This window comes from Serratia marcescens (assembly GCF_006715005.1).
GTDB classification, from domain to species: Bacteria; Pseudomonadota; Gammaproteobacteria; order Enterobacterales; family Enterobacteriaceae; genus Serratia; species Serratia montpellierensis.
Genome location: NZ_VFMJ01000001.1, coordinates 3,266,030 through 3,292,068, shown reverse-complemented (window position 1 = coordinate 3,292,068; position 26,039 = coordinate 3,266,030). Strand labels below are relative to the sequence as shown.

The following is a 26,039-nucleotide window of genomic DNA, read 5'->3' as shown; positions in this document are numbered from 1 at the left end:
CCTTTGAAACGTAACTGATGCCAGTTCTTTGGCAGGGTTGCACTCGTCCTGAATTCTGGCCGGCCACGGTGCCGGCATCATAAAGAGACTGAATATGGAAAACATTTTTGATACCAGCGTGCTGGTCCAGGTCGTCCCTAACCTGAAAACCAGCCAAAACTGGCTTCTGGATCGCTTCTTCCCGAACGTGGTGACTTACGAGACGGAAGAGGTTGCTATCGATGTGGACGTGGGTCTGCGTCGTATGGCGCCATTCGTATCGCCGCTGGTGGAAGGTAAACTGGTCGAGAGTCGCAAATACCAGACCAATACCTTTAAGCCGGCATACATCAAAGACAAGCGCGCCCCGGATCTGCGTAAACCGATCCGCCGGCAGATTGGCGAACGCATCGGCGGTGAATTTACCGCGGCAGAGCGCGAAATGCTGAACCTGCAGTTCGAGATGGCAGATCAGATCGACATGATTAACCGCCGTCTTGAATGGATGGCCAGCAGCGCCATGGTGTCAGGGAAAGTCACCGTGAACGGTGAAGGTTATGAAACCAAGGTGGTGGATTTTGGCCGTTCGCCGGATCTGACCATCACCCTCAGTGGCAGCGATAAATGGCCGCTGACGGTGGCCGCCGGCGCTACCAACACGCAGCCGTCGGATGACATTGAAGAGTGGCAGACGCTGATCCTTAAAAATTCCGGCGCGGTACCGACGGACATCATTTTCACCAACAAGGCGTGGAAAGCATTCCGACTGGATACCACGATCAAGGACAACGCCATCACCTTCCCTGCGTTGAGCCCGTTCGGCAACCAGATTAATGCCGGTGCGCAGGTGCAGAAAGGGGCCGTTTATAAAGGCCGCTGGGGCAACTTCGACCTGTGGCTGTATAACGACTGGTTCATTGACCCGCTGGACAATGTCGAAAAACCGATGATCCCTGACGGTGCCGTCATTATGTCTGGCGCTGATCTGATGGGGACTCGTGCGTTTGGCGTAATCCTCGATCCCGCTTTCAACTATGGCCCTCTGGCCTATGCCCCTAAGACCTGGGTGAAAGAAGATCCGGCGCAACGCCTGCTGATGATGCAGTCAGCTCCGTTGGTTATCCCAAGCCGGGTAAATGCTGCACTCTGCGCGACGGTGGTGTGATATGGCATCGAAAAAACAGCAAGGTAACGAACTGGGCGGCTTGCCGCCCGAGTTGATGGTGGGCGAACTGGAAAACGGAGAAGAGTTGAAAGTTGACGGCCAAGAGCCCGACAATTCTGCCGACACCGACACCGACACCGACACCGACACCGACACCGACACCGACACCGACACCGACACCGACACCGACACCGACACCGACACCGACACCGACACCGACACCGACACCGACACCGACGATGATCACGATTCGGATGCCGATCAGGACGGTGAACAGTTGCCGGCCGGCATGGTTTCAGTGGTTGTCACCAAAGGTAACACGGTGCGGCACGATGGCTGCGACTATCCAGAAAACCGGGCTTTCATGTTGCCGGTAGAAGATGCGCAGCGGCTGATTGGCCTGGGCGTGGTTGCTGATGTTGAACAGCTCCGCAAGTTGGCGTTGCTTCGCAGTGCGCCGGCCGTATCTGTGCAATCGGGGGAGTAATGGGAATCAACTGGGATCAGCATTTGCTGGCGCCGTTGCACGGCGTTTTTGGTGACCCGGTTGAGTATCGCCCTGGCGGCGGCGCGGAGCCTTACACCATTAGCGGCATATTCGATCGAGCCTATACGCAAGAGGTCGATCCGCTGGACGATGGCAGCACTATTAACACCACCAATCCTGTGCTGGGTGTGCGTGATAGTCAGTTCCGGGCAGCGCCTAAACAGGGGGACCGGGTATTGGTCGGCATCGTTGGTGGGGTGCCGGTCAATACGCTCTTTGCCGTAGCGGATGTTCAACCTGATAGCCACGGCGGGACGAAGCTAATTCTCAACAAGGTGAAATCATGAACCCGAGAGGAGTCCGGTTGCTGGTCATTGAAGCGTTGAAGAATAAGACCGATGCCGCCGATCGGGTTTATTCACCTCGGGACTGGCCCACCACTGCGGATATGTATCCTGTTCTCCTGGTGCAGACACCGATCGACGTGAAGAATTCGCTGGGGCGCAATGTGCCCCAGTTCAACACGGTGACTACGGTCCGCATCACCGGCCGTCTGCAGGAATTGGACGATGCGGCGGAGGACAACGGGGCAGAAAAAGCCGAAGAAGCGCTGGAGCAGCTACGCGAGCAGGTAGAGCGCGCGGTCATCAATAGCTATGAACTGACGCGAAAAATTCAGCAGTTTCTGCAGGTACGTTCGACCATTGATGTGGACGCCGGCGGCGAAGGGCACACCGCCCAGTTACTGATGGAACTGGATATCGAATACTATCAGGGCCCCGAAGAGTTTTATGAAATTGATGCTTCTCCGCTTGAGGGAATTGACGTCACGATCTCCATGCCGGATGGCACCCCTGAACCACTCGTAAAAATCGATCTGGAGTAACCCTATGTTTGTGAAACCCGTACCGGGGCGCATTGTGCGTGATCCGGTCAAGGGCACTTTTTTGCCGGAATCCGGCGAACAGGTTCCCGATAATATTTTTTGGGGGCGCCGCCTGAAGGATGGCGATGTACAAAAATTCGACCCTAACGCATCGGTTAAGCCGGTGGCGGGGAAGAAAAGTCAGGAGAGTGATCAATGACCGTTCCATTTACTCGCATCCCTTCAAATCAGCGTGCACCGTTTTTCTACGCCGAGTTTGATAACTCGATGGCGAATACCGCGACTGCAGTACAGCGCACGCTGCTGATCGGGCAAATGCTGTCAACGGCGACGGCAACGCCAGGCATCCCGCAGAAAGTTTCTTCTGAATCGGCGGTAGCTGGCATCTGCGGTAACGGCTCCATGTTGCACAACATGATGGCAGCGTATCTGGCCAACGACATTTCTGCGGAAATCTGGATCCTGCCGTTATCGGATGGCACCACCGGAACCACAGCGGCAGCCGGTAAATTACAGGTGCTGACAGCGGCGGCCACGACCGGCGTTTTGTCGCTCTACATTGCCGGTATGCGCGTTCAGCTCACGGTCGTCAGTACCGACGATAAGGTTGCCGTGTCCGCGGCGATTGCAGCGGCGATCAACGGTCAAAGCAAGCTGCCGGTTACTGCTGTCGTGGATACCACAGCCACCGATACGGTGAACCTGACGGCGAAAAATAAAGGTGCGCACGGCAACAGTATCGATATTCGCCTCAATTATCAGGGTGCCGCCGGCGGTGAGGAAACCCCGCAGGGCATGGAGTTGAAGGTAACGCCAATGGCCGGCGGTGCCGGTGCGCCGTCTCTGACTGAGCCGCTGGGTAATCTGCAAGATCGCGCATTTGACTTCATCGTCAACCCCTACACGGACACCACGTCGCTGGATGCCGTGAAAGAGTTCCTGTCAGATGCCACCGGCCGCTGGTCTTACGCACAGCAGCTCTATGGCCATTCATTCGGTGCGCTGGCAGGCACGTATGGTTCTTTGTCCGCCGCCGGCGAAGCACGCAATAACCAGCATGAGACGCTGCTGGGGATCAACGGATCACCGACGCCCACTTATCTTTGGGCGGCAGCGTTGACCGGGGCGATTGCGCCGAGCCTGCGGAACGATCCGGGCCGTCCAACGCAGACGTTGACGATCAGTGGTGTACTGGCCCCGCCGCTGGAATCCCGCTTCATGCTGACTGAACGCAATAATCTGCTGTATAGCGGTATCTCAACGTTTACGGTCGCTGATGATGGTTCTGTGCAGGTTGAAAAGACCATCACCACCTACCAGAAGAACAAGTTCGGCGATGCAGATGACAGCTATCTGAACATTGAAACGCTCTATCTGCTGATGTTCGTGACCCGTTTCCTGCGCACGCAAATCACTTCCAAGTTCGGCCGTATGAAGTTGGCTAACGACGGTACCCGCTTTGCGCCAGGCTCCGCGATTGTGACACCCAACGTGATCCGCGCGGAGCTGATCGCCCAGTATCGCACGCTGGAATATAACGGCTATGTGCAGGATGCCGCGGCATTTGCCGAGACGTTGCTGGTGGAGCGTAACAGCAGCAATACCAAGCGGATCGATGTGCTGTGGACGGGCACGTTGATCGACCAACTGGAAATTTTCGCACTACTCAATCAATGGCGACGCGCGCAGACCGCGGCCTAAGGGGGATTCATGGGAGATACAACTAACCGCCTGGCCGGGACCGCGTACGTTACCATCGACGGTGTAACGGTCATGGTTGCCGGCCAGTTCAAATACAGTCCCGGTAAAGTGGAGCGCTCCACGTTGACCGGGATGGATACGGTGCACGGTTACAAAGAAAAGCCGCGGGCGCCGTTTATTTCCTACCAGGCACGTGACAGCGGCGGAACGTCGATCGCTAAAATCAACGATTCCACCAACGTCACGGTGGTCGTCGAGCTGGCCAACGGCAAAACAGTGATCGGCGAAAACATGTGGTCCGTGAATACGCAGGATGTTGATAGCGAAGAAGCGGTGTTTGATGTTCGCTGGGAAGGCGGCTCGGTAACGGAGTATTGATATGGCAGTGCTTGATAAAACTAAAACGATCGTACTCAGTAAAGCGCTGGAGATGGGCAACACCCGCTACGAGAGCCTCGAACTGAAAGAACCTGCCCTGGCTGAGGTTGAGCAGTTCTATGAAACGCAGCGCAGCAAGAATGGCATGGCAGCCATGAAGCTGCTGCTGGCGTTGAACTCGGGCGTAACTGAAAAAGTGTTGAGTGGCATGGCTTACACCGATTACAGGAAGTGTGAGGACTACTTGATGTCTTTTTTGACCTTCGATCCCTCGGCGGATGGCAGCAACTAGCTGCTGAGGTGACGAAGTATTACGGGTGGGGGCCGCAGGATGCGTGGTCCCTGACCCGTACCCGGTTGGATTTTTGGGCCGTTCAGGCCCGTCGGATAGAAAAGCTTAAGGCGGGCAAGTAATGGCCAACTCATTCGACTTTGAGCTGACGGCTAATGATGAGGCGTCAGCCGCAATTCTGCGGATTGAGGAAATTGTAAAGCACCTCAATCCGCTGTTGGACAGAACGCGCGATGCGTTGGCGTTGGGCGGTCAGGAATCCAGAGATAACCTTGACGATTTGGGCAGCCGTTTTGATGTGTTGGCTAAAAATGCCAGAAGCGGCGTCCAATTCATCGGCGATTTGGTCCCGCCGCTCAAAATGGTCGGTGGATTAACCCTCGGGCTGGGTGGCGCTGCAGCGGTCGTCAACGTTGTTAAAAACAACCTGACCAATTTTGCCAACGCCGGCTACCGGATCGATACCGTTGCAAAAAACGTCAGCATGACGGCGGACGCCTTTCAGGAACTGACTGGCGCCATGATTGAAAACGGCAGCGCGCGTGAGGCTGCGGAAGGATCGGTCAGTGAGTTATTTGAAAAGGCGAATGATGCTGTACACGGCCGTAATGATGGCTTTCTCGCCTTGCTGAAACAGCGGGGGATAGGGATCAGTGAAACCAAGGATGGCCTGGCCGATGTAGGCAAGCTGATTAACGACCTCAACCGCGCTATGCAATCACTCCCTGCTGGGCAGCAGGCGCTGTTTGCCAACAAATTGGGCCTTTCGCCCGATCTTCTCAGCTATCTGCGCAACACGACCAGTGAAGTTCAAAGGCTCAAGGATCAAGCCCGCCGGGATGGCCTGATATTTACCGAGAAGGATCTGCAGAATGCCCTGGCGTTCAAGCAGCAGCTGAACCAGATAGGTGCTGCCTACGACGGCATGCTGATGAAAGGGCAGGCCTGGCTGGGCCAGTCGGAAACCTTGGCGGCTTCGGTAGACCAGATCAAGCAGGTCGTCACCAATGGTCTGGACAGTACGGCTATCGGTTCGATCCTGACGTTTAACAGCGGCGGGAAACAGGCCGATGTTTTGCGGCAGGCTCAAGGCGATGAGAAATTTAAAGACACGCTGTCATGGAAAGAGAAGCTGGATTTAAAACTGGGCTATGCGTCAGAAGATCTGATCAAGAAACTGAACGGATATTATAAACCGGCCTGGCATGCAGAGAAGGTCGGGAAACAACTGCAAAATGATTTAGAACAAGTTATGCATCCCCTACCACAGAATGTGAGCAACCCTATAGATCAGGCATTGGGGAATACACCTGAGCAGCAGCATTTGTTTAAATTAGAGACAAAAAACAACCTCCCGCCGGGGTTGTTGGATAGGGTCTGGAATACTGAGTCATCGCGAGGGAAAAAGCTTTTTTCCTCCGCCGGGGCAGAAGGCCCATTCCAGTTTATGCCACCTACCGGTAGAGATTATGGGCTTAATAATAGATCTGACCGAATGGATTTCTATAAATCCAGCGATGCGGCTGCGCGTTATCTGTCAGACCTGTTAAAAAGATTTGATGGGGATGTGAGCAAGGCAGTTGCGGCATATAATTGGGGGCCAAATCGAGTAAGTGATAAAGGGCTTGCAAGAGCACCGCGGGAAACCCGTGATTACTTGCAAAAGATTATGCCTGGATTACCGATGTTCTACCCTCAGGGTGATGGATCAGATTCTGGCTATTCACGAGCATCAAAAGACAACACCTCTCGGATTTTCAGCGGGCCAGGACGACAGGGGGATTCATCTGGAGCAAATCAAGATTTGTTGTCAGCCATAACATCGTTAAATAAAACCATGCAAGACAGCAAGATGCAGATTGAGTTAACGCTAGTTGATAGTAAGACGGGCGAGCGGCGTACTATCATTGGTAACGATGGGGCTCGGGTATCAACCTCAATGAACTTCCAGTAGCATTGTGCTAGCATTGACACTGAACTGATTCATTACGTCATATGGATGGTACGAAATGAGCTTGTGGAATGCAATTTTATTAGGTTCGGTGTTTTTCCTGTTTTCTGTTTTTTATTCTTTTAAGAAAGAGCCGTCAGTGCTCAGATCTCTCATGAGGTTTATTGCGGTAGCGGCAATAGTGGTTGCATCATATTATGGGTATGTGTTTAAAGGAATGATAGACCAATCAAGAAACTGTAATGATAAAACAGAGTCTTTCTACGAGAGTCATGGGGAACTCTGTTATAGTGTTGTAAATATAAAGGAGATTGCAAATAAAAACGCCAATTTAGAAGTTAATAAATTCATCATTATTAATGATAAAGTGGCTGTTATTAACACCCCGTTAAATGAGCAGTACGAAATAAAATATGTTGATGGTGTAGGGTTGAAAACTAGATTGCTAAATTGATATTTATATCTGTGAGTTATTATTTTAAATCTAGTGTTGTATGCCCACCTTTAAGTGGGCTTTATTTTTTCAGGATGTCACTTCCTAACCTAGTCATTGCGATTAGATGTATCAATCGCATTGTTGCCTGAGGTGATTAAGTTAATCAATGTGTCTATTTTATTCTCCAGTGCGTTGATTTTATTGTTTAAGTTTTTGTTTTTTGTTATTTCGTTTTTCTCATTGAGTGCTTCAATTGCGATCGCCCTAGAGTTTGGTCTAGACCTACCAACTGGCACAAAAAATTGAGCATGAATAGCTACGCCAGCGATATAGAAATCGCTTGGCTTTATCGTTGGATACTCAGGATTAAGCGGTTTTAAGTATGTTATTCCCTGATCAGTTATTAGTTGTTTGAATGTGGTTTCTCCTGTGTCATTCAAATGGCAAAGAATAAAAGAACCACTAGTCGCATGTATTTTTGGGTCAAAGGTGACTATGATCCCATCAGGAAAACTGATGCCATCAGTTGCCATCATCGAATCGCCATCAATTTTTAAGGCAAATAGTTCCTCCCCGGTAGTGGTTGGAGCTGGGATAAAGTCAAGGATTGAGACTTCTGATGCTTCACCGAGACTAAACCTAATGGCTTGAGAGTGAGAAAGTAGGGGGATCTCTCTAACCGTTACCGTTCGCTTTATGTTGCTAACGTCGGGCCCTACACCATTACCAGAACTAAGCCATTCAACAGATGTACCGAGAGTGGCAGCAAGGTTTTTTAAAACCCCTTCACGCGGTTTCGAGTTTCCTGCTTCATAAGCAGCTATTTGACGCCTTACCACACCGACAGCCTCAGCGAGCTGGGATTGAGTCAACCCCAGCGAGGTTCTGGCTACGGCTACTCTTTTGTAGAATGAGTCATCAATATTCATATGTGCACCATAAAAAATCACATTGACACATCGATATGTGCGTAATATAGTCAAATCTAACTTGTGATGTTGTGATATGCAAAAATACATGAGGTGCATAATGGAGCAAAAGGCAGTTAACAGCAAGCTGATGTCGTATCGCATGCGTCCTGAAATTCGTGAATTCGTGGATCGTAACGCGGCGAAGACATACCGATCAGCACAGGGAATGATGGACTACTTGATGAATCGTTTGATGGAAATGGAGAGGAAGGGTGAAATTACAATTGAATAACGGCGAAACCCGGCTGTGCGCGAACACTAACCGGGTCTCTATGTCAGTAACTTTGCGAGAAACCAACATGAACATTGTAGCGAAGACCGATCTTAATTTCCATGGTGTGATTTTGTCTCCGGTAACCGAAGTGCCAGGCATATGGTTAACGGCATCCCAAATCGGCTACGCGCTGCAGTATGCCGACGATAAGGCGGTACAACGCATTTACTCGCGACACGCTGATGAATTTACAGACAACATGACAGGGGTGGTCAATTTGACCACCCCAAGTGGAACGCAGGCGACACGGATTTTCTCACTGCGCGGAGCTCATCTGATAGCTATGTTCGCCCGCACTCCTGTAGCTAAAGAGTTCCGTCGTTGGGTTCTGGATATATTGGATAGAGAGGCGGCCCGAATGCCGGAGAACTCACCTCTTCACCGATATTTCGTGAAAGTCATCATCAGAGATAACGTGTTTGGTGCTGATGTTGAGCTTCTGGGAAAGGCTGATACGTTCAAGGCGATCGCGCGTGGACTTGCCACAGACTTGGGTTTTGAGCCAACAGGTTTTATAAGTCGCAGACCAGCGACGGAGAAAATGATGCGGAAGCATTAGGGATTTTGCCCCTGACATTGGGCAAATAAAAACCGCCAGTGTAGGGCTGGCGGCTTATGTCACTACTGATTGGAGATTTGAATGCAACAATCAACAGCTGTAAATGTAGCAAAGACAGCGCACATTGTCGATCCTGATATTCTGCCAGTTATGGAGTGGGGTGGAACAAGAGTCGTCACCACCGAAACTTTGGCTAAGGGTTATGGGTGCCAAGAAAAAAGTATCCGCATGAATCTAGCTAACAATAAGGGGCGGTTCGTGGAGGGAATGCACCTATTCACGTTATCAGGCAACGAGTTACGCGAATTTAAGAACAGAGCCAATGATAGTGGCTCTGTTGGTAAGAATGCCCGTTCGCTTACTCTTTGGACTGAAAAGGGTGCTGCCCGTATGTCCAAGATCGTTGATACCGATGAAGCATGGTCATTCTTCGAGAAACTGGAAGATTCATACTTCAGACCTCGCGAATCCGTTGGCTTGCCATTGGACTACGAGCACGCACTTGAAAACCTGCTGGCAAAGGTTAAAGAAAATCGCATAGTTACGGAACAACGCGATCGTGCAATTAAGGAGCGGCGCTGGATTGGCGAGAAACGCGAGGCCACGGCGATGGCAACTGCATCGGTAGCCGTGCGGGAGAAGAACAGACTTGCTGAGCGTCTTGGAGAAGGAAAGAATTACGCTGCCATTATCCCGGTGGAGAAGAAAACCGGTGAAAAGTTTAAATGGCAGCCGCTTCGCAAGTGGTGCAGAGAAAACGACGCAGTGCCACATAGCGTCGAAGACCCCCGGTTTGGCACAGTAAAATCGTGGCCACGGGAAGCGTGGATGGCGGTATATGGAGTAGACCTCCGCAAGCTGTTTTAACAGTCAGAATTGATTACACCTATCCAACCCGCTTAATTGCGGGTTTTTTGTTTCTGGAGAAAAGATGGCTCTAATCAATGACGCACTATCTTCCCTGTTGGGGAGTGGAGAGAGCTGGGACTGGTTCGAGCATATTCACCCGGCATCATTTCGTGGCATTCCCTTTGCGGTAGTCAGTGCCGAAGGCGTATTTGGTCGGCGCCAGGCCGTGCATGAATACCCTTATCGCAACACCGCCTGGGTTGAAGACTTGGGGCGTGGTACGCGCAAATTAACGATCAGGGGTTTCATCGTCCATAACAGCCTGGCGTATGACGCACCTGACGTGATAACGCAGCGTGATTCGCTGGTGGCTGCGTGCGAGACGGAAGGGCCGGGTACGTTGATACATCCGACGCTTGGGGAGCTTACCGTAAGTGTGCCGGATGGCGGTTTGCGGGTACTTGAGAGCGTGGATAACGGCCGTTCCTTCGAGTTTACCCTGACGGTCATTGAGTCCGGTTTAAAGGTGTTTGCGATTACCGGCAGCACTCAGGCGGCATCACTGGTTCAGGCAAACTGGTTACGAACCGGCCTGATGGCGGCCACAAAATTTATTGCCACGGTTAAAGGTGAGATCCGCAGTGTAACTCAGACCATCAAGACGTTGCGCAATACCGCTGCGTTTTGGGGAAACATGGTGAAAAGCACCGCAAATGAGGTCACTAATCTCAGTAATGTCCTGAAATCGACCTTCGGTAGCGCCCGGTATGGGCGATACAACAAAGGCACCGTAGGGGGAGGAGTTTCGGGATCAACCGGTGCAGTAAATCGAACAGCAGATACCGACAATTACGCCGGATTGGTTAACCAAAAAATGGCGCAAGCGGTAACAGGACGCGCCGAATTGTTGGCGCTCACGGCCACATTTGAGGGGGTAGCCTCCGTCGATGCCTTCCCCGTTGATGCCAGGGCCATCATTGATGCGGTCATTTCGTTCAGCGGCAGTGTAGAAGAAAAAATCCGCATGCTGGAAACGTTGGCCTCGTATCGAAACACCACGTTTTACGCCACCTCGGGTGAAAATTCGGTAGCCAATGGCGCCACTATCTTGCTCTGCGTACTGTCCGCCGGCGCACTGGCAGCGACCGCCGCCAATTATGAGCCATCAAGCTATGACGATGCCATTTTGATGCTTAATCGCGTCTGCGACACGCTGGATGAGGTGCTGCTGATGGCGGCGGATGCCGGGGACGACGACGATTATCTGAACCTGTTGCAAACCCGCGATGCGCTGGTCAACGCCTACAGCCAGAAAGGCGCCGTTCTTAGTTCACTGACCCAGGTTGTTATGCCCACATCGTTACCGGCGTTGGTGCTGGCCAACCGCATGTATCAGGACGGTGCTCGGGGTGATGAACTGGTTCAGTCTGTCGGGCCGCGCCATCCGGCATTCATGCCCACCAAATTTAAAGCGCTGAGAAAATGAAAGATGAACTGATTTTGACGGCCGGCGGTAAGCGAATTTCCGGCTGGGATTCTGTTCGCGTTACGCGAGGCATTGAGCGCTTGCCATCGGATTTCGACTTGTCGTTGATGGACTACTACCCCGGTAACGAAGAAAAGCAGCTGGTGCTGCCCGGAGACAGCTGCACGGTGCATCTAGGGGATGATCTGGTCATGACCGGCTATGTCGATCGCTGGAATCCGGTGATTGGCAAAGAGCGCCATGAAGTTCGCGCTACGGGAAGGAGTAAATGCCAGGACCTGGTGGATTGTTCAGCTGAATGGCCTAACAACGTGATCAGCCAGGCTAATGCCCTGCAGATAGCGCAAAAGCTGGCGGCACCATACGGCATCACCGTCAGTAGCGACGTGAATAATATGACGACGGTTCCCCAATTTACCCTGAACTGGGGGGAGTCTTCGCAAGAAGTGATCGACCGGATCACCCGTTGGGCCGCACTGCTATATTACGACAAGCCCGATGGAAGTCTTTTCCTTACCCGCGTCGGAATCGCCAAGGCGGCCAGCGGCGTGGCGCAAGGGGAAAATATTGAGACGGCATCTTTCATGTCATCGATGGACGAACGTTTTTCCGATTATGTCGGGGTATCAATGTCGATGACGCCGGCGATGGAGTTGTCCCCGGATAGCGGCTATTCCGCCGTTACTCTGGCGCGCGCCCAGGATCCGGAAGTCGCCAAAATGCGCTACCGCAATCGGATTGTCATCGTTGAGAGCACGATGAACTCTCATGGACAGGCGCAAAACTGCATCGACTGGGAGATGAACCGGAGATATGGCCGTTCACGACGCCTGCAGGTGGAGATCGATAGCTGGCGAGACAAGGCCGGGAAACTGTGGGAGCCGAATACGCTGATCCCCATCAATATTCCTGTTTTTGGGCTCAATAACGTGCAGTGGCTTCTGGCGGAGGTCACCTTTACCCGTGACGAGCGAGGCACGCGGGCCAATCTCATCATGATGCCGAAAGAAGCATTTGCCGTTCAACCCTATCAATTCTATAGCCAGGTGCAGGAGCTAAATCGATGAATGACGGCATGTTGAGGCAGCTTGGGCGCCGGGTGGCCATGATGATCGGCCTGGGCAAGATCACCGGGTACGGCGATGCCGGCGGAATTCAAAAACTACAGTATCAGACGCCACTGGAGGTGAGGGGTGACACCCCGCGAATGGCGGAGTTTGGATTTTCTTCCGGTCTCCCGGTGGGTACGGATGTGGTGCTGGCGTATCTGGGGGGTGATCGTTCCAGCGCCGTGATCGTGGCCAGCAACAATCAACAATACCGGCAATCGGGTTTAAAAAGCGGCGAAACGCTGATTTATAACCAGTGGGGAATGTTTGTAAAACTCACAGAAAACGGCATTGAGATAGAAGCGAAAGGGAAGCCGGTAACAGTGACCAATGCGACCACCGTTACCGTCACGGCCACTGAAAAAATCAGACTTGAAACGCCGCGTTTGGAAGTGACCGGCGACGTGATCGACAACTGCGACAGCAATGGCGCCACGCTAAAAGCATTACGCGATACCTATAACGATCACAGCCATAACGTGAAAAATGTCCAGAGCGGCAACGATGAGAAGACCAGCGAGAAACCGGGGGAGATCGTCGAATGAGTGATATCAGCTCTTACTGGGATATTGAACGGCTAGTAGCTGAGTGGCGTGAGGGAAACGGCGATCTGATCAATGGCGATGACCTGCAGACCGCGATGATTATCAGTCTGTTCACCGACCGTGTCGCCCGTGATGACGATGATATAGACGGAGACGACCGACGCGGTTGGTGGGGGGATATGGGGGAGGATCATAACATCGGCTCCCGCCTTTGGTTGTTGCGCCGTCAGAAATTGACCCAGGCAGTTGCTCAAAAAGCGGAAGACTATGCCCGCGAGGCATTGCAGTGGCTGATCTCTGATGGTGTGGTGTCGTCGTTCACAATAGCAACCCAGATCGTTTATCCACGCCGGCTAAATATGGTCATTCGTTATCTGCGTCCGGGTAACGGTGACCGCACGGACATGCGATTTTTTTGGGTTTGGGAGCAATAAACTATGCCTTTCAATCGACCGACACTCACCGAATTGCGTGAGAAGAGTCGCACACAGCTTCAGGCTGAACTGAGAAAGACCGGTGCGCTGTTGCGCTATTCCAACATGCGTGTTTTGGCAGATGCCGACGCCGGCCTGGCCCATTTACATTACGGGTACCTGGATTATATCGCGCTGCAGTCCACCCCTTTTAATGCCACTGATGAATGGCTATCGGGATGGGCTGGCCTTAAAAGTGTTTACCAAAACCCGGCCAATCCGGCATCCACACCGTCTTATGAATTTAGCGGAACTGTGGGGACTCCCGTCAACAAAGGCGCTGTGTTGCGCCGTGGTGATGGTTATCTCTACCGGCTTGAAGAGAGCGTAACGATCGGGGCAACCGGGAAAGGTGTTGGCAAGCTTACCGCAATATTGCCCGACATCATTGACGACCCTACTGGGGGCGGTATTGAAGGTAATGCGGATGCCGGGACGACCCTGACACTGGATGTTTCACTACCTGGCATTGATGCCAGCGGCGTAATGCTCGAGCCCGCAACCGGCGGAGCAGATATCGAGACCCAGGAAAGTTTCCGCGCCCGTATGCTGCTGGCCTATCAAAATCCGCCCCAGGGCGGCAGCGATACCGATTACGAGCAGTGGGCGCTGGCGGTGCCTGGCGTTACACGTTGCTGGCCCAAACGGCGCCTGATGGGGGCCGGTACGGTTGGGGTGTACATCATGTGCGACGGCAACGACGAAACCAATCACGGTTTCCCGGTAGGGACTGACGGTATTTCTCAGTTGGATGACTGGGGCGCACAGAAGGCTACCGGAGATCAGGGGCGTGTGGCTGATTACATCTACCCACGCGCGCCAGTCACTGCGCTTGTTTACGTTTGTTCGCCAGTGGCCAAGACGGTGGATTTTGAGATCAGCGGCATTTCACATGTTGGCAGCGACATTACCACGGCCATTGCGGCGGCTATCGACAATGTCTTTTTCGAAGGTGGAACGCCGGTCGGCAATGGCAAGATCTTCCTCTCTGACCTGAACAGGGCAATCGGAGACATTGATGGCACAGCAGGCTTTATCCTTATTTCCCCAACAACGAATATCGATCTGGGGGTAGGGGAACTGCCGGTGCGTGGCGAGGTGAACTACACATGAGCCAGTTTACCGTAAAGGAGTATTCGCGCGCGCTACAGGCGTTGATCCCAACCGGGTTAGCGTGGCCGCGCGACCCTGGCGGGGTTCAGGGGGCAGTTATTCGGGCTCTGGCTACAGGGTTTCAGCGTAGCGATAACGATGCGATAGCGTTGCTTGTGGGCGCTTTCCCTGAAACCGCAACCATCATGCTGACTGAGTGGGAAAAAACTCTCGGCTTGCCGGATGACTGTTCGATCGGTGAGGTTGACACGATAGCGAAACGCCAGGCGGCCGTGGTATCAAAATTTATCAGTACCGGAGGCCAGTCACGCACCTATTTTATCGGTATCGCCAGAGCGCTCGGTTACAACATCACCATCAAGGAATACCGCCAGGCGCGCGCCGGGCTGTCTGTGTGTGGCGATGGGTTAAATGGCGACGACTGGCCTTTTGTGTGGCTGGTGGAGGCAGAGGAAACAACCATTTCCTATGCCCGAGCCGGGATGAGTTACTGCGGAGATCCGCTGCGTTCATGGGGGAATAAGCAGCTTGAGTGTCGAATGAACGCGCTCGCACCTTCGCATACGATCGTTAAATTTGGCTATATCAATTTTGGATTTAACGACGAGGGCGTTTACGACGTTACCCCAGAATTTGCCGATATGTTCGACACTGCATCGGGCTATCTCTAAACAAATCTATATCAAATTTCAGGAGTTATCATGAGAAAGGTAGGAAGCACAACTGATACAGCAGATGCAAACGGCGAATATACGAATGGTAATGTGGCGCAGGGCATCCCGCCGACCATTATCAATGCGGAGATGTTGAACACGTTCCAGCGCGAGTTAGTTGGTGTTGTCGAGGGTGCTGGTTTAGAACTAGATCCTACAGATGATCATCAAGTATATAAATCCATTCAAACTATTATTGCCGATGGGTTTAATTCGTTACTACAGCCCAGAGGTTACCAAGAATTACCCTCTGGACTAATAATTCAATGGGGTACGGAATATACTGACAATACATCTGTTAATATAAATTTCCCCAAGGAGTATAATAGTGCTGTGTTCTATGTTTCTGCAGTAAAAATCACTGCAGGTGATGGAAGGTTTTCTACGGTTGGTGAGGTGAATAAAATCGGTTTTAATGCCTACGGTAGGCTTGGGGTTGATGCTGCAGTTTTGAACAACTTTATGTGGTTGTCAGTTGGTTTTTAGTTAAGAAACGGGGGCTCAGAACCCCCTGCTTTGAAAATAAACTCTCAACTTGGAATTAGTTTATCCCTCATGGATAAAACTGACTTTTCGAAAAATGAGTAGACCAACCAGGCACTTAACAAAGTAATGAAAATGAAAAGGAACCATTGCATTAAACATTCGAGAAAAGTTGTAGGGGGTAGGAAAAAATAACGTATTGATACTAATGCTGGAAGGTTTGTCAAATAAGCTGCGTATGACCATCGTGCGATTTTTGAGAATGGATAGTTAATTATTGGACTTGCGCTAATTCTATATCCGGCGCAAATTAAGCAAGCAAATCCTACATTTGCAACCGGGAATAAAAGTACTTTTAAAATTTTACTTTCATCCATGAATGAGTCGGGTTTGGACGCAATGTAAATGCATAAAGGTATTAGTAGAACTCCAGTCTTAACTATACGCGTGGAACCGATTTTATTATAAGCAATGACTGCTATGACACCAATCATTATGGAGTCTATTCTACAGAGTGCAGTTGACCTGATTTCGTTGAAAGTCATGTCGGTATATAGAGATGCATGAATACGCAGCATGACTGGAATTATGATTAGTAAGGAGATGGTTAATAAAACACTGATTCTTTTATTGTTGGTTATAGCAATAAAAACTGATAGTACGATTGGAGTTATAAAATAAAAAATCTCTTCTACCGCAAGGCTCCATGCCTCACCGAAAAATGATGGGTGAGGAGATAATAAGCTTTGAGTAAATGTAAGAAACTTTACTAGATTAGGGAATGGTTCCTGCCTAACACTAGATATTATTAAAATGTTAATAATAATAAAAAGTAAGTAGCTTGGGTATGTACGCATCCATCTTCTACCCCAAAATTCAGGAACCCATGATGCTGGCGACTTAGAAGTTTTTATTTTATCTAAAATAATCCCCCCGATTAAAAAGCCGGAAAGCACGAAAAAAAACTCAACCCCAAGAAATCCGCCGAATTTTAATATGTTAGCGTTAGGGAATATTGGTGTGATGAAAATTCGACCGTGGGAGAGTAGAACAAGCAATATTGCAGTTGCTCGGCATATATCTAACCATGGGTTAAGTTGTTTCTTCATCTCTTGTTTTTCACCAATATATTTAATTTTATTAGGTATTTTAACATATACACACAAACCAATCACCTACCCACTGCAATATTGGAGAGTAATCCATGTCATCTGAAGGATTGCCAGTCGATGGCGCCGTCGGCACAGGTGTTATGCCCGGGGTTACAGCGTGAACTGACCGACAGAAGCACAGCCTTTCAGTGGGCATCCTCCCGCTAAATGTTAACGGTAAAATTACCATCAGGAAATTTTATGGCCCAAAGATACAACACCGGAAACCCACGTCCTTCTAACAGCATGAAGGACTTAAACGATAACGCCCTTGCTTATGATGACTTCCTTAACGGCGAACAAGATGAGGCTTACGATCGGTTTCAAAAACCATTCCCGACAGTGCGCCGGCAGGTTGCCGATCGCATAGATGAAATAACTGGTGCGCAAAAGAGCATTGAGCAGTATACGGATGAGGCTAAGCAGGCAGCAGACAACGCCCAGAACGTCGCAGACGCCAATACCTACTACACCACACCGTCAGACCCCGACGGGACGATTGCTGGGATTGCCGGGACTCCGCTTGGGAAGAGCTTCCGTGTTGGGCTTGGGGACGGGAAAGGGTTTAAATATTACATTAACAATAATGGCTTGCCACTTTTAATTTCAGAAACACCGGGCGTAAATTCTCAAGAAAAACTATCGGATGAGTTATTCGAAGCAATACAAAACTATCCAGATAGTGCATTGTCTATGCAGGACATTGCTACTGTTGTTGAGTATGATGACGGCGTTGTAGCGCCGTTCATGAGCAAGTCCGGCAGGGTGGGTAGTGTAGATGAATTTGGCGAATGGCAAGATGCCGCGTTTGACAACTCGCTGGTAGCCAAATTTTCTTATAAAGCTCAGGACTTGGTTTTATCAGATGGATCGATCTGCCGTGAGGTAATTCTTGATGCTGATAAGCGCATAATTGAGGCATGGACATATGATGGCGGATACTACCTGGCATCTGAGTCTGGACTCAAAAGGGTGTCAGGTGGTGAGCCAGAAAATAAAGAATCAGCGATTGTCTATGCATCGGCCGTAGCCACAATTGCGGGCGGGGTTGGTACAAGAGTTTCGGTAAACATCGATGATAACGTCTGCTTTATCTTCGTAACGTGGGGTCAATCACTTGCTCAGGGTTACAACGGTGATGCTTCTGACACCCTGACGGCTGTAATTCCACTTTATCCAGATAACTGCCTGATGTTTGCAGGAACCAGACCAAATAGGGGTGTTACTGAGATCACATCGCTTACACCCTTGAAAGAAGCTATCAGCGCCGGAGGTTTGAAAGAAACGGCGGCCAGCAGCCTGGCGTCTCACACGTTCCAGATGGTTCAGACAATCACTGGTCACTCCATCAGAACGTTGTCATTCGTTGCGGCAGAGGGAGGTAAAGCATTTCAAGATCTGACAAAAGGTACGCCGGCATGGCAAGCCATGATTCAGGGGGTTGTTGACGCCAAAAACATCTGCATTAAAAATGGGTGGAAGCCTGTGGTCGCGTGTCTTGATGTTATGGCTGGCGAGACAGATTCAGAGAATATACCTGCGATGACTACTGAGCGATACAAACGCCAGCTTCAGCAGTTAGATGCTGACTTTAACTCAGAAGTAAAGCGCATTACAAAACAGAGCGGCAACGTGCGGATTATCGTTTGCCAAAGCGCATTTACACCAAACTCTCGTGGGCTATGGGATCAGCCAGTACGACAGGCTCAATATGACCTTGACGGGGTTGGTAATATTCGTTTGGCAGGACCTGTTTACCCATTCCCATATGCTGATGTAATTCATATCAACAGCCTGGGACAGAACCGGCGGGGACAAATGGTTTCGCGCGCTTTGATGTGGGAATTCTTCGGAACTGGATGGAGGACGATAAAGCTTGTCAATTATATCTGGAGGACGCCGACGCTATTAAGTTTGGTTTTTGATGTGCCGACTCCGCCGTTAGTTATCGACTCCACTGGAGATACAATTACAGTATCCGGCCTCGGTAATGGCATGGGTTTTGTATTAGATGACAGAAGTTCGACACCTATCGTTATTTCGAGTGTCACCCTGGCAAGTAACTCCGTGATTGATATTGCTCTATCAGTCGCTCCTCTTAATCCATCGGCGGTTCGCATTGGCTATGGGATTAAAAGAAACGACGGGAATACAACTCAGGATGGCCCTGTCGTTGGCGCGCGTGGCTGCATTAGAGACAGCACAAACCATGTATCCCTTTATGACTCTGCAACTAATCACAACTGGATGCCGGCGTTTATCAAAGAAATTCCATTTTAAAGGGTAACTCAATGATCGTATCAATCAAATCAAGAACGAAAATCGTTAATCCAAGCCTGCCGGTTTTGAACCTGTCACCTGAGGAAGAGTTTATTTTACGCAAAAGGCCGTCCGCGTGGATCTCTACTGCGAATGGTCTGCTGTCAGATGATGGAACAAACGTTAAGCTTATTCTTGATCGGGGCGGGAACCCGAATTGGGCGCCGCTGTTGTCAAATATGCCGCGTAAAGCTGCGTCGAATGGTAAGCCAATCCTGAATTTTGGCGCCCCTGGGCCAACAAACAACGGTGCCGTCATTTCGCAAAATGCCTATGAGGCGTTGCCAGCCAATGGCGTGATGACGGTCGCGGCGCTATACCGCATGCCATCAGGCAATACTGGCGGTAACCTGTTCGGGAATAATGCAGCAGACCCGAACCGTCTGCGCGTCCGCTTTGGGGAAGATAGTTACGTTGGTAACGCGCTTTGGATTAACCACGGCGCCACGTCACCGATCACTGATGCAAACTATCCAATCAACAGCACGCTATCATTCCGCGATAACGTCTGGCACACGGCGTTAATCGAAATTAACCCAGGAATGCACAGATGGGAGCATGACGGCACATTGCTGCAGCAAAAGTCTGTTGGCGCCATTCCGTTCGCCACAACCGATAGTCGGCGGCTTGTCGTTGGGAGCGCGGGAAACCCGATTTCAATCGGATATATCGGCGACCTGGCCGAGCTGTTGGTTATTCCCACGACAGTGGATAGTGTCACCAAGACTGTAATTTACTCATGGCTGAATGCGCGAAAAGCAAGCTTGACGGCGTGATCTGATGCCGGGAGGGAACCCGGCTATTTGTAAAGCGTGGCAAAGTCGAATGCGAGTGCTGCATCAACGGCTTTGCCCTCTGTTTCGAATGGCGTTTCTGATACGAGCGGCCAGCGGCTCTTGTGCCAAACATAAAGCCAGTGCTGCTGCTCTTCGTCTTCGCGGATTGCGAACATCGGCGGGCTGTTTTGCTGTGGTTCTGGATATCGGTCGTTTTCGTTGAGAATGAAGATCTGCCGGCCGGCGAGGGTGATGCTGCCCATTGCTCTGCTCCGCTGGTGGGTGTGCAGTAATGGTAGCTGGTGGTGGGATTGATGGGTAGGGATGGTGTCATATTGGTGACGTCACTATGGTGCCATTAAGGCGCCACTAATATGTCACCACTTGCCGATTCGTGTCACTGTGAATGCAGAACGGCCTTTAATTACAATAGGTTAATCTTTATGTCACTTTCTTCTAAGCCGTAGGTCATAGGTTCGAATCCTATAGGGCGTGCCATTACTCCCTTGATTTTCTTCCCCCTACTTGTTCCCTTGAAAACTCGACTGCGTAACCCGTACTCCCGTTGGCTCGCCGCTGCGCGTCGTGCTATGTTCGTTCGCTAACTTTCAGTCAGTGGCAGAATGAAAAATGCAAAGCTTATTCGTTTACGGCACCCTGGGGCCAGGCAGACCCAACGCACACATAATGGAAGCTATCGGCGGCAGCTGGGAAGAAGGCAGCGTTGGCGGATCGCTGCTTAACGAAGGCTGGGGCGCCGAGATGGGCTACCCGGGCATCGTGTTGGATAACAGCGGCAATCGGGTGAACGGTTTTCTGTTCCGTTCAGCTAATCTCGTCAACCACTGGTCGACTCTCGATGCGTTCGAAGGCGAGGGGTATGAACGGGTAGCGGTCAGCGTCACCACCACCGGCGGCGAAACCGTCGATTCGTTTATCTACATGTTGAAGAAATGATACGAGCCGCCTCGCCGAATGAGTGCGAGGCGCTCGACCCGCCGGCAATTGAACTTTCGTTTATTTTGCCGCGCTACAATAGGCGAAAATTTCCCCATGGAGCCTATCGTGCGCAAATCCAGATTCCTGCTCGTGACCTTGCTGTGCCTGTGCGCCGCCGCCGTGCTGTACGTGATGGCTTACCGGGCGCTGGGGCATTACCTCAGCGACGGCGAGAAGGCCTACCCGGACATCAGCGTTGAAGTCCGCTGAGAGCCGTGCGGCGCCGCGGTGACTGCGCCGACTTTTTCGCACTGATTTACCCGCCATTTACCCACCGTCGGCAATGATGACGCTGCGTCTCCACACTGTGTGGTTCTCTTGGGCGGAATGCGGTTATGTCACTGCAACAGGTTTCGAATGTCTCTTTGAGCAACAACGGCTTAAAGGGCATCGGTTACAAACATTACGCGTTGGCGATCGTGGCGTTTTCGGCGATCGTGCGGTTTATTTCCTTAACGGATCGGTATTTTTGGTGCGATGAAGCCTCCAGCGTGCTGACCAGCCGCTATGATGTGGGCGCTTTGCTGTACCACGCTTCCTTCGATGTTCACCCGCCGCTTTATTACCTGCTGTTGCATGGCTGGATGGTGCTGTTTGGCGACGGCATTATGGCGGCCCGTTCGCTGAGCCTGGTGTTCGGCGTGGCGACGGTGGCGCTGGCGATGCGCTTTACCCGCTGGTTGGCCAATGAGCGGGCGGCGCTGGTCGCGGGGTGGCTGATGGCAATCATGCCGATGGCGGTGCGTTACAGCCAGGAGGCGCGGATGTACGCGCTGATGGGGATGCTGGCGATCGTCGCCGCCATGGCGTTGGCGAAGTGGCTGAAAACGCCGGATAACCGCCGCTATCTGGCGCTGTATGCGCTATTGATGACGCTGAGCTTTTATACCCATTACTTCACCATTTTCACGCTGATCGCCCACTGGCTGGTGGTGCTGGCGCTGTCGTGCCGCCACGAAGGCGTACGTTACATCAAGCAGCCGGCGTGGTGGCTGGCCAATGTGGCGATCGGGGTGGCCTACATTCCCTGGCTGCTGGTGCTGTTCAATCTGCTGGCGCATATCGCCGAGCTGCGGGTTGGCGGCGACGTCGGTTGGATCCCTCAGGTTTCCTGGGGCGATCTGCCGGCAATGTATTGGCGTTTTCTCACCGGCCACGACGGCAGCAACTATCCCACGATCATTCTCTGGCTGCTGCCGGCGATGTTTGTCGCGTTGTGCGCGCTGCTGCTGAAACGGCGCGCGATGCCAAGGACATTCTCGCTGCTGCTGCTCGGCGGCATTCTGATCCCGGTGACGTTGGTCTTCGCCATTTCCTGGCGTTCGCCGCTGTTTGTCGATCGCTATCTCTACTCGGCTGCGCTCGGCATTCCGCTGGTGTTGGGCGTGCTGATCGCCGGAACGAAAAGCCGGGTGCGCGGGATCTCTTTGCTGCTGTTCTTCAGCCTGCTGTTCGGCTGCGGCGTGCGTAACGACTACCCGGTCGAGAAAGATGAGTTCAAGGTGATGGTGCACTATATCAACAGCCACTATCAGCCTAACGATGCGGTGGTGGTCAGCAACATGTTCAACTACCTGAGCTACGTGTATTACAACAAACAGGGCTATCGCGCCCTGCTGTATACCCCGGCCAGGCCCAACGGCATTTCGGGCAAGCCCAATGCCTATGGCTTCGGCACCTTTTTCCACGATCGAGCGGCGCAGACCTATGTCGATAAGCTCAGCGTTTTATCGAAAGGCCATCGCCGGGTCTGGCTGGTCAGCGGCGGGGATTTCAATCAGGACTTCGGCCGTTCGCCGACAGGGTGGGTCAATACCGGCACCTTCAAGAGCGGCGGTTTCGAATCGCGCCTGTTCGTGGTGCGTTGAGCAAAATGTCATATTTCCCATTCGGCGTTACATCTGGCCGAGCAAACTTACGCGGGGATGACAGTTCTATACATTGGGATTGGTACTGTAGCTCTACCCGATGATGTTGTGTGTTATCCATTCCCTGTAGTGTATTACCCCATCCCTGTTAAGTTTATCCCGCCTTGCGCGGGATTTTTTTTATCTGCGCCCGGCGAGATGCACGCCGCCGGTCATGATGTTGCGGGTGACCGGCAGGGCGAGAAAATCGTGCGGGAATCCCAGCTCGATGGCGCTGAGATCGTCCAATTGTCGCCAATGATCTTCCGCCAGCGTCACCTTCAATGCGCCGAGGTTATCTTCCAATTGCGCCAGGGTTCGGGCGCCGACGATCGGCGCGGTGACCGTCGGGTGACGCAGTGTCCAGGCCAGCGCGATTTGTGATGGGGAATATCCCGTCTCATCAGCTATCTGGTTGACGGCGTCGGCGATATCAAGATTGTGTGCGTTCAATGTGCCCTTGGCGCGCACGGCTTCACGCCGAGAGCCCGCCTCATCGGGCGACGGTTGCAGATCCTGCCGCCGGTATTTGCCGCTTAATACGCCGCCGGCCAGCGGCGACCAAGGGATCACGCCCATCCCCAATTCTTGCGCCATCGGCATCAGCTCGCGTTCGACGGTGCGCTCCAGCAGACTGTACTCGATTTGCAGAGCGATCAGTGGCGACCAGCCACGCAGGTCCGCCAGCATTTGCATTCTCGACGCCTGCCAGGCGGGAAGGTCCGATACTGCCACATACAGCACTTTCCCGGCGCGTACCAAATCGTCCATGGTGCGCATGATCTCTTCCACCGACGTGGTGAAATCCCAGGCGTGCAGATAGAGCAGGTCGATGTAATCGGTATTGAGCCGTTGCAGGCTTCCCTCCACCGATCGCAGCATGCTTTTGCGGTGATTGCCGCCGGAATTGGGATCGTCCGGCTGCATCGGCAGGGTGTATTTGGTGGCGATCACCAACCGATCGCGGCGCCCGGCGGCGAACTCCCCCACGAAACGTTCGGCGCTGCCCTCGGTATAGCGGTTGGCGGTATCGATAAAGTTGCCGCCGCGTTCGACATAAACGTCAAACAGACGGCGGGCTTCGGCCAGTTCGGCGCCCCAGCCCCAGTCGGCACCGAAGGTCATGGTGCCCAGCGCCAGCGGTGAAACGCGCAGGCCGGAACGGCCCAATAAACGATAGTGATCCAGCGATAGTGACGTGTTCATAGGCATTCTCCCGTGTAGGTAGCGTCTACGGTAGCGCCCACAGGTTGTTTAAGGAATGCGCTATAATCTTCATGAATTATTAAGGAGGGAGAGCATAATGAGGGGCAGTGATTTCGCCGAGTTGCGCGCCTTTGCCGCGATTGTTGAGCACGGCGGTTTCGCTCGCGCCGCTGCACATTTGGGCATGTCCGCTTCGGCGCTCAGCCAAACGCTGCGCAACCTGGAGGAGCGTTTGGGTGTGCGTTTACTGAATCGCACCACTCGCAGTGTGGCGCTGACTGAAGCCGGAAGACAGATGTTGGCGCGCCTGACGCCCGCGATGGCCGAGATCGACGCGGCGGTGGCACAGGCGGTCGAGCAACGCCAGAACCCCTCAGGTCTTTTGCGGCTTAATGTAACCCGCGTGGCGGCGTTACATTTTCTGGCGCCTTTGATCGCGCCGTTTCATCATCAATATCCCGATATTACGCTCGATCTCAATGTTGAGGAGCGGTTGGTGGATATCGTTGCCGGCGGTTTTGACGCCGGCGTGCGGCTGCACGAGAAACTGGCGAAAGATATGGTGGCGGTCAAACTGGGCGGGGAGGTGCGGATGCGCGTCGTTGCTTCACCGGCGTATTTGGCGCGTCACGGCCGGCCGTCAACACCGGGCGATCTGCATCGACATCGCTGCTTGAATTACCGCTGGCCGACCAACGGCAGTTTGTATCGCTGGGAGTTTGAGTGCGACGGTGAAAAGCAGGAGATCGCCGTGGAAGGGCCGGTGATAGTCGATGAGCCGGAAGTCTTGGTGCGGGCTGCGATGGATGGGGCGGGCATTGCCTACCTGTTTGAGCAACAGGTCGCCGCCGGTTTGGCCGATGGCCGCTTGTTGCCGCTGCTCGATGCCTGGACGCCGCCGTTCCCCGGTTTCTACCTGTACTATCCGGCAAACCGCCAAATGCCGCGCCCGCTGCGCGCTTTTATCGACTTTGCCCGTCAACAGGCAGAGCAGGGCGCGTAGCGCGATTTTTTTGAATAACACCGTCAGTTTTATTCGGTATTCAGCCGCTGCGCGCTTGATTAGATTGAACGCGAGAGGGGCGCCGTCGGCGCCTTTGTGCAATGAGTGGAGAATTTCTATGGCGAAGACAGTAGTGGTGTTTCATTCCGGCTACGGCCATACCGAGCGTTTGGCGAAAGTGGTGGCGGAAGGCGCCGGGGCGGCACTGATCGCCATCGATCAGAACGGTGATATCAGCGACGAAGCCTGGCAGACGCTGGATGAGGCGAACGCCATCATCTTTGGCTCACCGACCTATATGGGCGGCCCATCCTGGCAGTTCAAGAAATTCGCCGACGCCAGCTCCAAGGCCTGGTTCGGCCGCAAGTGGCAGGACAAAGTGTTCGGCGGCTTTACCAACAGCGCCAGCCTGAACGGTGACAAGCAGGTTACGCTGATCGCGCTGCAGACGCTGGCTTCGCAACATGGCGGCCTGTGGGTCAGCCTGGGGCTGCTGCCGGCCAACACCAAATCGGCGCAGCGCACCGACGTCAATAACCTGGGCGGTTCGGTGGGGCTGCTGGTGCAGACCCCGGCAGATGCCGGCGTGGACGAGATGCTGTCGGGCGATCTGGCGACCGCCAAGCTCTATGGCCAGCGCGTAGCGGGCTTTGCCGCCAAACTGGCGTAAGGCCTTCCGTGCGGATAGGGGGACGCGGATGAACGGACGCCGCGTTCATTTTCTCTGCACAATTGGCGTGTAAGCTGCGAAATGTTATTAGCCTGCTTGGGCTAACACTGCATTTCGTACAAATATTCCCGGTTCCTAGACCGGGTTTTTTGTTGCTA

Annotated in this window: 31 protein-coding genes; 27 read left to right on the top strand and 4 right to left on the bottom strand. The window is 52.5% G+C overall.

Features of this window, described 5'->3' with window-relative positions; genetic code table 11:
* Positions 1-94 precede the first annotated feature (94 nt).
* From FHU12_RS15940 to FHU12_RS15895, 10 genes are all read left to right on the top strand, one after another.
* Complete coding sequence (locus tag FHU12_RS15940) at positions 95-1,144, top strand: major capsid protein (RefSeq protein ID WP_141970469.1); 1,050 nt, start codon at positions 95-97, stop codon at positions 1,142-1,144.
* Between the two features lies 1 nt (position 1,145).
* Positions 1,146-1,631 carry a hypothetical protein gene (locus tag FHU12_RS27170; RefSeq protein ID WP_185742318.1) on the top strand — a complete coding sequence of 162 codons (486 nt, stop codon included), beginning with the start codon at positions 1,146-1,148 and terminating at the stop codon, positions 1,629-1,631.
* Positions 1,631-1,978 carry a head-tail joining protein gene (locus FHU12_RS15930; protein ID WP_141970467.1) on the top strand — a complete coding sequence of 116 codons (348 nt, stop codon included), beginning with the start codon at positions 1,631-1,633 and terminating at the stop codon, positions 1,976-1,978. The genes FHU12_RS27170 and FHU12_RS15930 overlap by 1 nt, the downstream gene beginning before the upstream one ends.
* Complete coding sequence (locus FHU12_RS15925) at positions 1,975-2,517, top strand: ATP-binding protein (RefSeq protein WP_129993363.1); 543 nt, start codon at positions 1,975-1,977, stop codon at positions 2,515-2,517. Before FHU12_RS15930 ends, FHU12_RS15925 begins: the two co-directional genes overlap by 4 nt.
* A gap of 4 nt (positions 2,518-2,521) precedes the next feature.
* Positions 2,522-2,716, top strand: coding sequence for a DUF2635 domain-containing protein (locus tag FHU12_RS15920; RefSeq protein ID WP_141970466.1), 195 nt, complete (start codon positions 2,522-2,524; stop codon positions 2,714-2,716).
* A complete protein-coding gene (locus FHU12_RS15915; RefSeq protein WP_141970464.1) occupies positions 2,713-4,218 on the top strand; it encodes a phage tail sheath subtilisin-like domain-containing protein in 1,506 nt (501 codons plus the stop codon). Before FHU12_RS15920 ends, FHU12_RS15915 begins: the two co-directional genes overlap by 4 nt.
* Positions 4,219-4,227: 9 nt before the next feature.
* The gene (locus FHU12_RS15910) at positions 4,228-4,596 is read left to right on the top strand and encodes a phage tail tube protein (RefSeq protein WP_060432162.1); all 369 of its coding nucleotides are present in this window, start codon (positions 4,228-4,230) and stop codon (positions 4,594-4,596) included.
* A gap of 1 nt (position 4,597) precedes the next feature.
* Positions 4,598-4,888 (top strand): phage tail assembly protein, encoded by a 291-nt coding sequence (locus FHU12_RS15905; RefSeq protein WP_060435581.1) that lies wholly within the window; start codon positions 4,598-4,600, stop codon positions 4,886-4,888.
* 121 nt (positions 4,889-5,009) lie between these two features.
* Entirely contained in the window at positions 5,010-6,842 is a 1,833-nt protein-coding gene (locus tag FHU12_RS15900) for a transglycosylase SLT domain-containing protein (RefSeq protein ID WP_141970462.1), read from the top strand.
* A 55-nt stretch (positions 6,843-6,897) separates the two neighbouring features.
* Positions 6,898-7,293 carry a hypothetical protein gene (locus FHU12_RS15895; protein ID WP_141970460.1) on the top strand — a complete coding sequence of 132 codons (396 nt, stop codon included), beginning with the start codon at positions 6,898-6,900 and terminating at the stop codon, positions 7,291-7,293.
* An 89-nt stretch (positions 7,294-7,382) separates the two neighbouring features.
* On the opposite strand, the gene FHU12_RS15890 is transcribed toward FHU12_RS15895, so the two are convergent.
* The gene (locus FHU12_RS15890; protein WP_185742317.1) at positions 7,383-8,204 is read right to left on the bottom strand and encodes a LexA family protein; all 822 of its coding nucleotides are present in this window, start codon (positions 8,202-8,204) and stop codon (positions 7,383-7,385) included.
* 100 nt (positions 8,205-8,304) lie between these two features.
* Here FHU12_RS15890 and FHU12_RS27165 point away from each other — a divergent pair, with 100 nt between their 5' ends.
* The 10 genes from FHU12_RS27165 (at position 8,305) to FHU12_RS27445 (ending at position 15,853) form a co-directional block, all read left to right on the top strand.
* Positions 8,305-8,478 carry a hypothetical protein gene (locus FHU12_RS27165; protein WP_185742316.1) on the top strand — a complete coding sequence of 58 codons (174 nt, stop codon included), beginning with the start codon at positions 8,305-8,307 and terminating at the stop codon, positions 8,476-8,478.
* Positions 8,459-9,079, top strand: coding sequence for a BRO-N domain-containing protein (locus FHU12_RS15885; RefSeq protein ID WP_311770109.1), 621 nt, complete (start codon positions 8,459-8,461; stop codon positions 9,077-9,079). The genes FHU12_RS27165 and FHU12_RS15885 overlap by 20 nt, the downstream gene beginning before the upstream one ends.
* 81 nt (positions 9,080-9,160) lie before the next feature.
* Positions 9,161-9,946: an ORF6N domain-containing protein gene (locus tag FHU12_RS15880; RefSeq protein WP_141970456.1), complete on the top strand. Its 786-nt coding sequence runs from the start codon at positions 9,161-9,163 to the stop codon at positions 9,944-9,946.
* A 64-nt stretch (positions 9,947-10,010) separates the two neighbouring features.
* The gene (locus FHU12_RS15875) at positions 10,011-11,414 is read left to right on the top strand and encodes a DNA circularization protein (RefSeq protein ID WP_141970454.1); all 1,404 of its coding nucleotides are present in this window, start codon (positions 10,011-10,013) and stop codon (positions 11,412-11,414) included.
* Entirely contained in the window at positions 11,411-12,481 is a 1,071-nt protein-coding gene (locus FHU12_RS15870) for a phage baseplate assembly protein (RefSeq protein ID WP_141970452.1), read from the top strand. Before FHU12_RS15875 ends, FHU12_RS15870 begins: the two co-directional genes overlap by 4 nt.
* The gene (locus FHU12_RS15865) at positions 12,478-13,068 is read left to right on the top strand and encodes a phage baseplate assembly protein domain-containing protein (RefSeq protein WP_060420139.1); all 591 of its coding nucleotides are present in this window, start codon (positions 12,478-12,480) and stop codon (positions 13,066-13,068) included. Before FHU12_RS15870 ends, FHU12_RS15865 begins: the two co-directional genes overlap by 4 nt.
* Positions 13,065-13,502: a phage GP46 family protein gene (locus FHU12_RS15860; protein ID WP_060420136.1), complete on the top strand. Its 438-nt coding sequence runs from the start codon at positions 13,065-13,067 to the stop codon at positions 13,500-13,502. Before FHU12_RS15865 ends, FHU12_RS15860 begins: the two co-directional genes overlap by 4 nt.
* 3 nt (positions 13,503-13,505) lie before the next feature.
* Positions 13,506-14,654 carry a baseplate J/gp47 family protein gene (locus FHU12_RS15855; RefSeq protein WP_141970450.1) on the top strand — a complete coding sequence of 383 codons (1,149 nt, stop codon included), beginning with the start codon at positions 13,506-13,508 and terminating at the stop codon, positions 14,652-14,654.
* Entirely contained in the window at positions 14,651-15,325 is a 675-nt protein-coding gene (locus FHU12_RS15850) for a YmfQ family protein (protein ID WP_060433271.1), read from the top strand. The genes FHU12_RS15855 and FHU12_RS15850 overlap by 4 nt, the downstream gene beginning before the upstream one ends.
* Positions 15,326-15,355: 30 nt before the next feature.
* Entirely contained in the window at positions 15,356-15,853 is a 498-nt protein-coding gene (locus tag FHU12_RS27445; protein WP_260440734.1) for a gp53-like domain-containing protein, read from the top strand.
* A 44-nt stretch (positions 15,854-15,897) separates the two neighbouring features.
* Here the strand turns inward: FHU12_RS27445 and FHU12_RS15840 are convergent, their stop codons facing one another.
* Positions 15,898-16,959, bottom strand: coding sequence for an acyltransferase family protein (locus FHU12_RS15840; protein ID WP_141970448.1), 1,062 nt, complete (start codon positions 16,957-16,959; stop codon positions 15,898-15,900).
* A gap of 243 nt (positions 16,960-17,202) precedes the next feature.
* Between FHU12_RS15840 and FHU12_RS15835 the strand changes: the two genes are divergently transcribed.
* Together FHU12_RS15835 and FHU12_RS15830 are read left to right on the top strand one after the other, a co-directional pair.
* Positions 17,203-19,281: a hypothetical protein gene (locus FHU12_RS15835; RefSeq protein ID WP_141970447.1), complete on the top strand. Its 2,079-nt coding sequence runs from the start codon at positions 17,203-17,205 to the stop codon at positions 19,279-19,281.
* An 11-nt stretch (positions 19,282-19,292) separates the two neighbouring features.
* Positions 19,293-20,096: a hypothetical protein gene (locus FHU12_RS15830; protein ID WP_063990961.1), complete on the top strand. Its 804-nt coding sequence runs from the start codon at positions 19,293-19,295 to the stop codon at positions 20,094-20,096.
* Positions 20,097-20,119: 23 nt separating this feature from the next.
* Here FHU12_RS15830 and FHU12_RS15825 read toward each other — a convergent pair whose 3' ends face one another.
* Positions 20,120-20,359 (bottom strand): hypothetical protein, encoded by a 240-nt coding sequence (locus tag FHU12_RS15825; protein ID WP_141970445.1) that lies wholly within the window; start codon positions 20,357-20,359, stop codon positions 20,120-20,122.
* Positions 20,360-20,726: 367 nt separating this feature from the next.
* Between FHU12_RS15825 and FHU12_RS15820 the strand changes: the two genes are divergently transcribed.
* The 3 genes from FHU12_RS15820 to FHU12_RS15815 all read left to right on the top strand — a co-directional run bounded on the left by FHU12_RS15820 (position 20,727) and on the right by FHU12_RS15815 (position 22,963).
* Positions 20,727-21,053 (top strand): gamma-glutamylcyclotransferase family protein, encoded by a 327-nt coding sequence (locus tag FHU12_RS15820; RefSeq protein WP_141970443.1) that lies wholly within the window; start codon positions 20,727-20,729, stop codon positions 21,051-21,053.
* 108 nt (positions 21,054-21,161) lie between these two features.
* Positions 21,162-21,305 (top strand): hypothetical protein, encoded by a 144-nt coding sequence (locus FHU12_RS27160; protein ID WP_185742315.1) that lies wholly within the window; start codon positions 21,162-21,164, stop codon positions 21,303-21,305.
* Between the two features lie 125 nt (positions 21,306-21,430).
* On the top strand, positions 21,431-22,963 hold the full coding sequence (locus FHU12_RS15815; RefSeq protein ID WP_141970441.1) for a glycosyltransferase family 39 protein: 1,533 nt from the start codon (positions 21,431-21,433) through the stop codon (positions 22,961-22,963).
* 180 nt (positions 22,964-23,143) lie between these two features.
* Here FHU12_RS15815 and FHU12_RS15810 read toward each other — a convergent pair whose 3' ends face one another.
* Positions 23,144-24,208 carry an aldo/keto reductase gene (locus FHU12_RS15810; protein WP_141970439.1) on the bottom strand — a complete coding sequence of 355 codons (1,065 nt, stop codon included), beginning with the start codon at positions 24,206-24,208 and terminating at the stop codon, positions 23,144-23,146.
* Positions 24,209-24,305: 97 nt separating this feature from the next.
* Here FHU12_RS15810 and FHU12_RS15805 point away from each other — a divergent pair, with 97 nt between their 5' ends.
* Both FHU12_RS15805 and FHU12_RS15800 read left to right on the top strand, forming a co-directional pair.
* Positions 24,306-25,211, top strand: a complete 906-nt coding sequence (locus tag FHU12_RS15805) for a LysR family transcriptional regulator (protein WP_038877404.1) — start codon at positions 24,306-24,308, stop codon at positions 25,209-25,211.
* A gap of 118 nt (positions 25,212-25,329) precedes the next feature.
* Complete coding sequence (locus FHU12_RS15800) at positions 25,330-25,881, top strand: flavodoxin family protein (RefSeq protein WP_141970437.1); 552 nt, start codon at positions 25,330-25,332, stop codon at positions 25,879-25,881.
* Positions 25,882-26,039 lie beyond the last annotated feature (158 nt).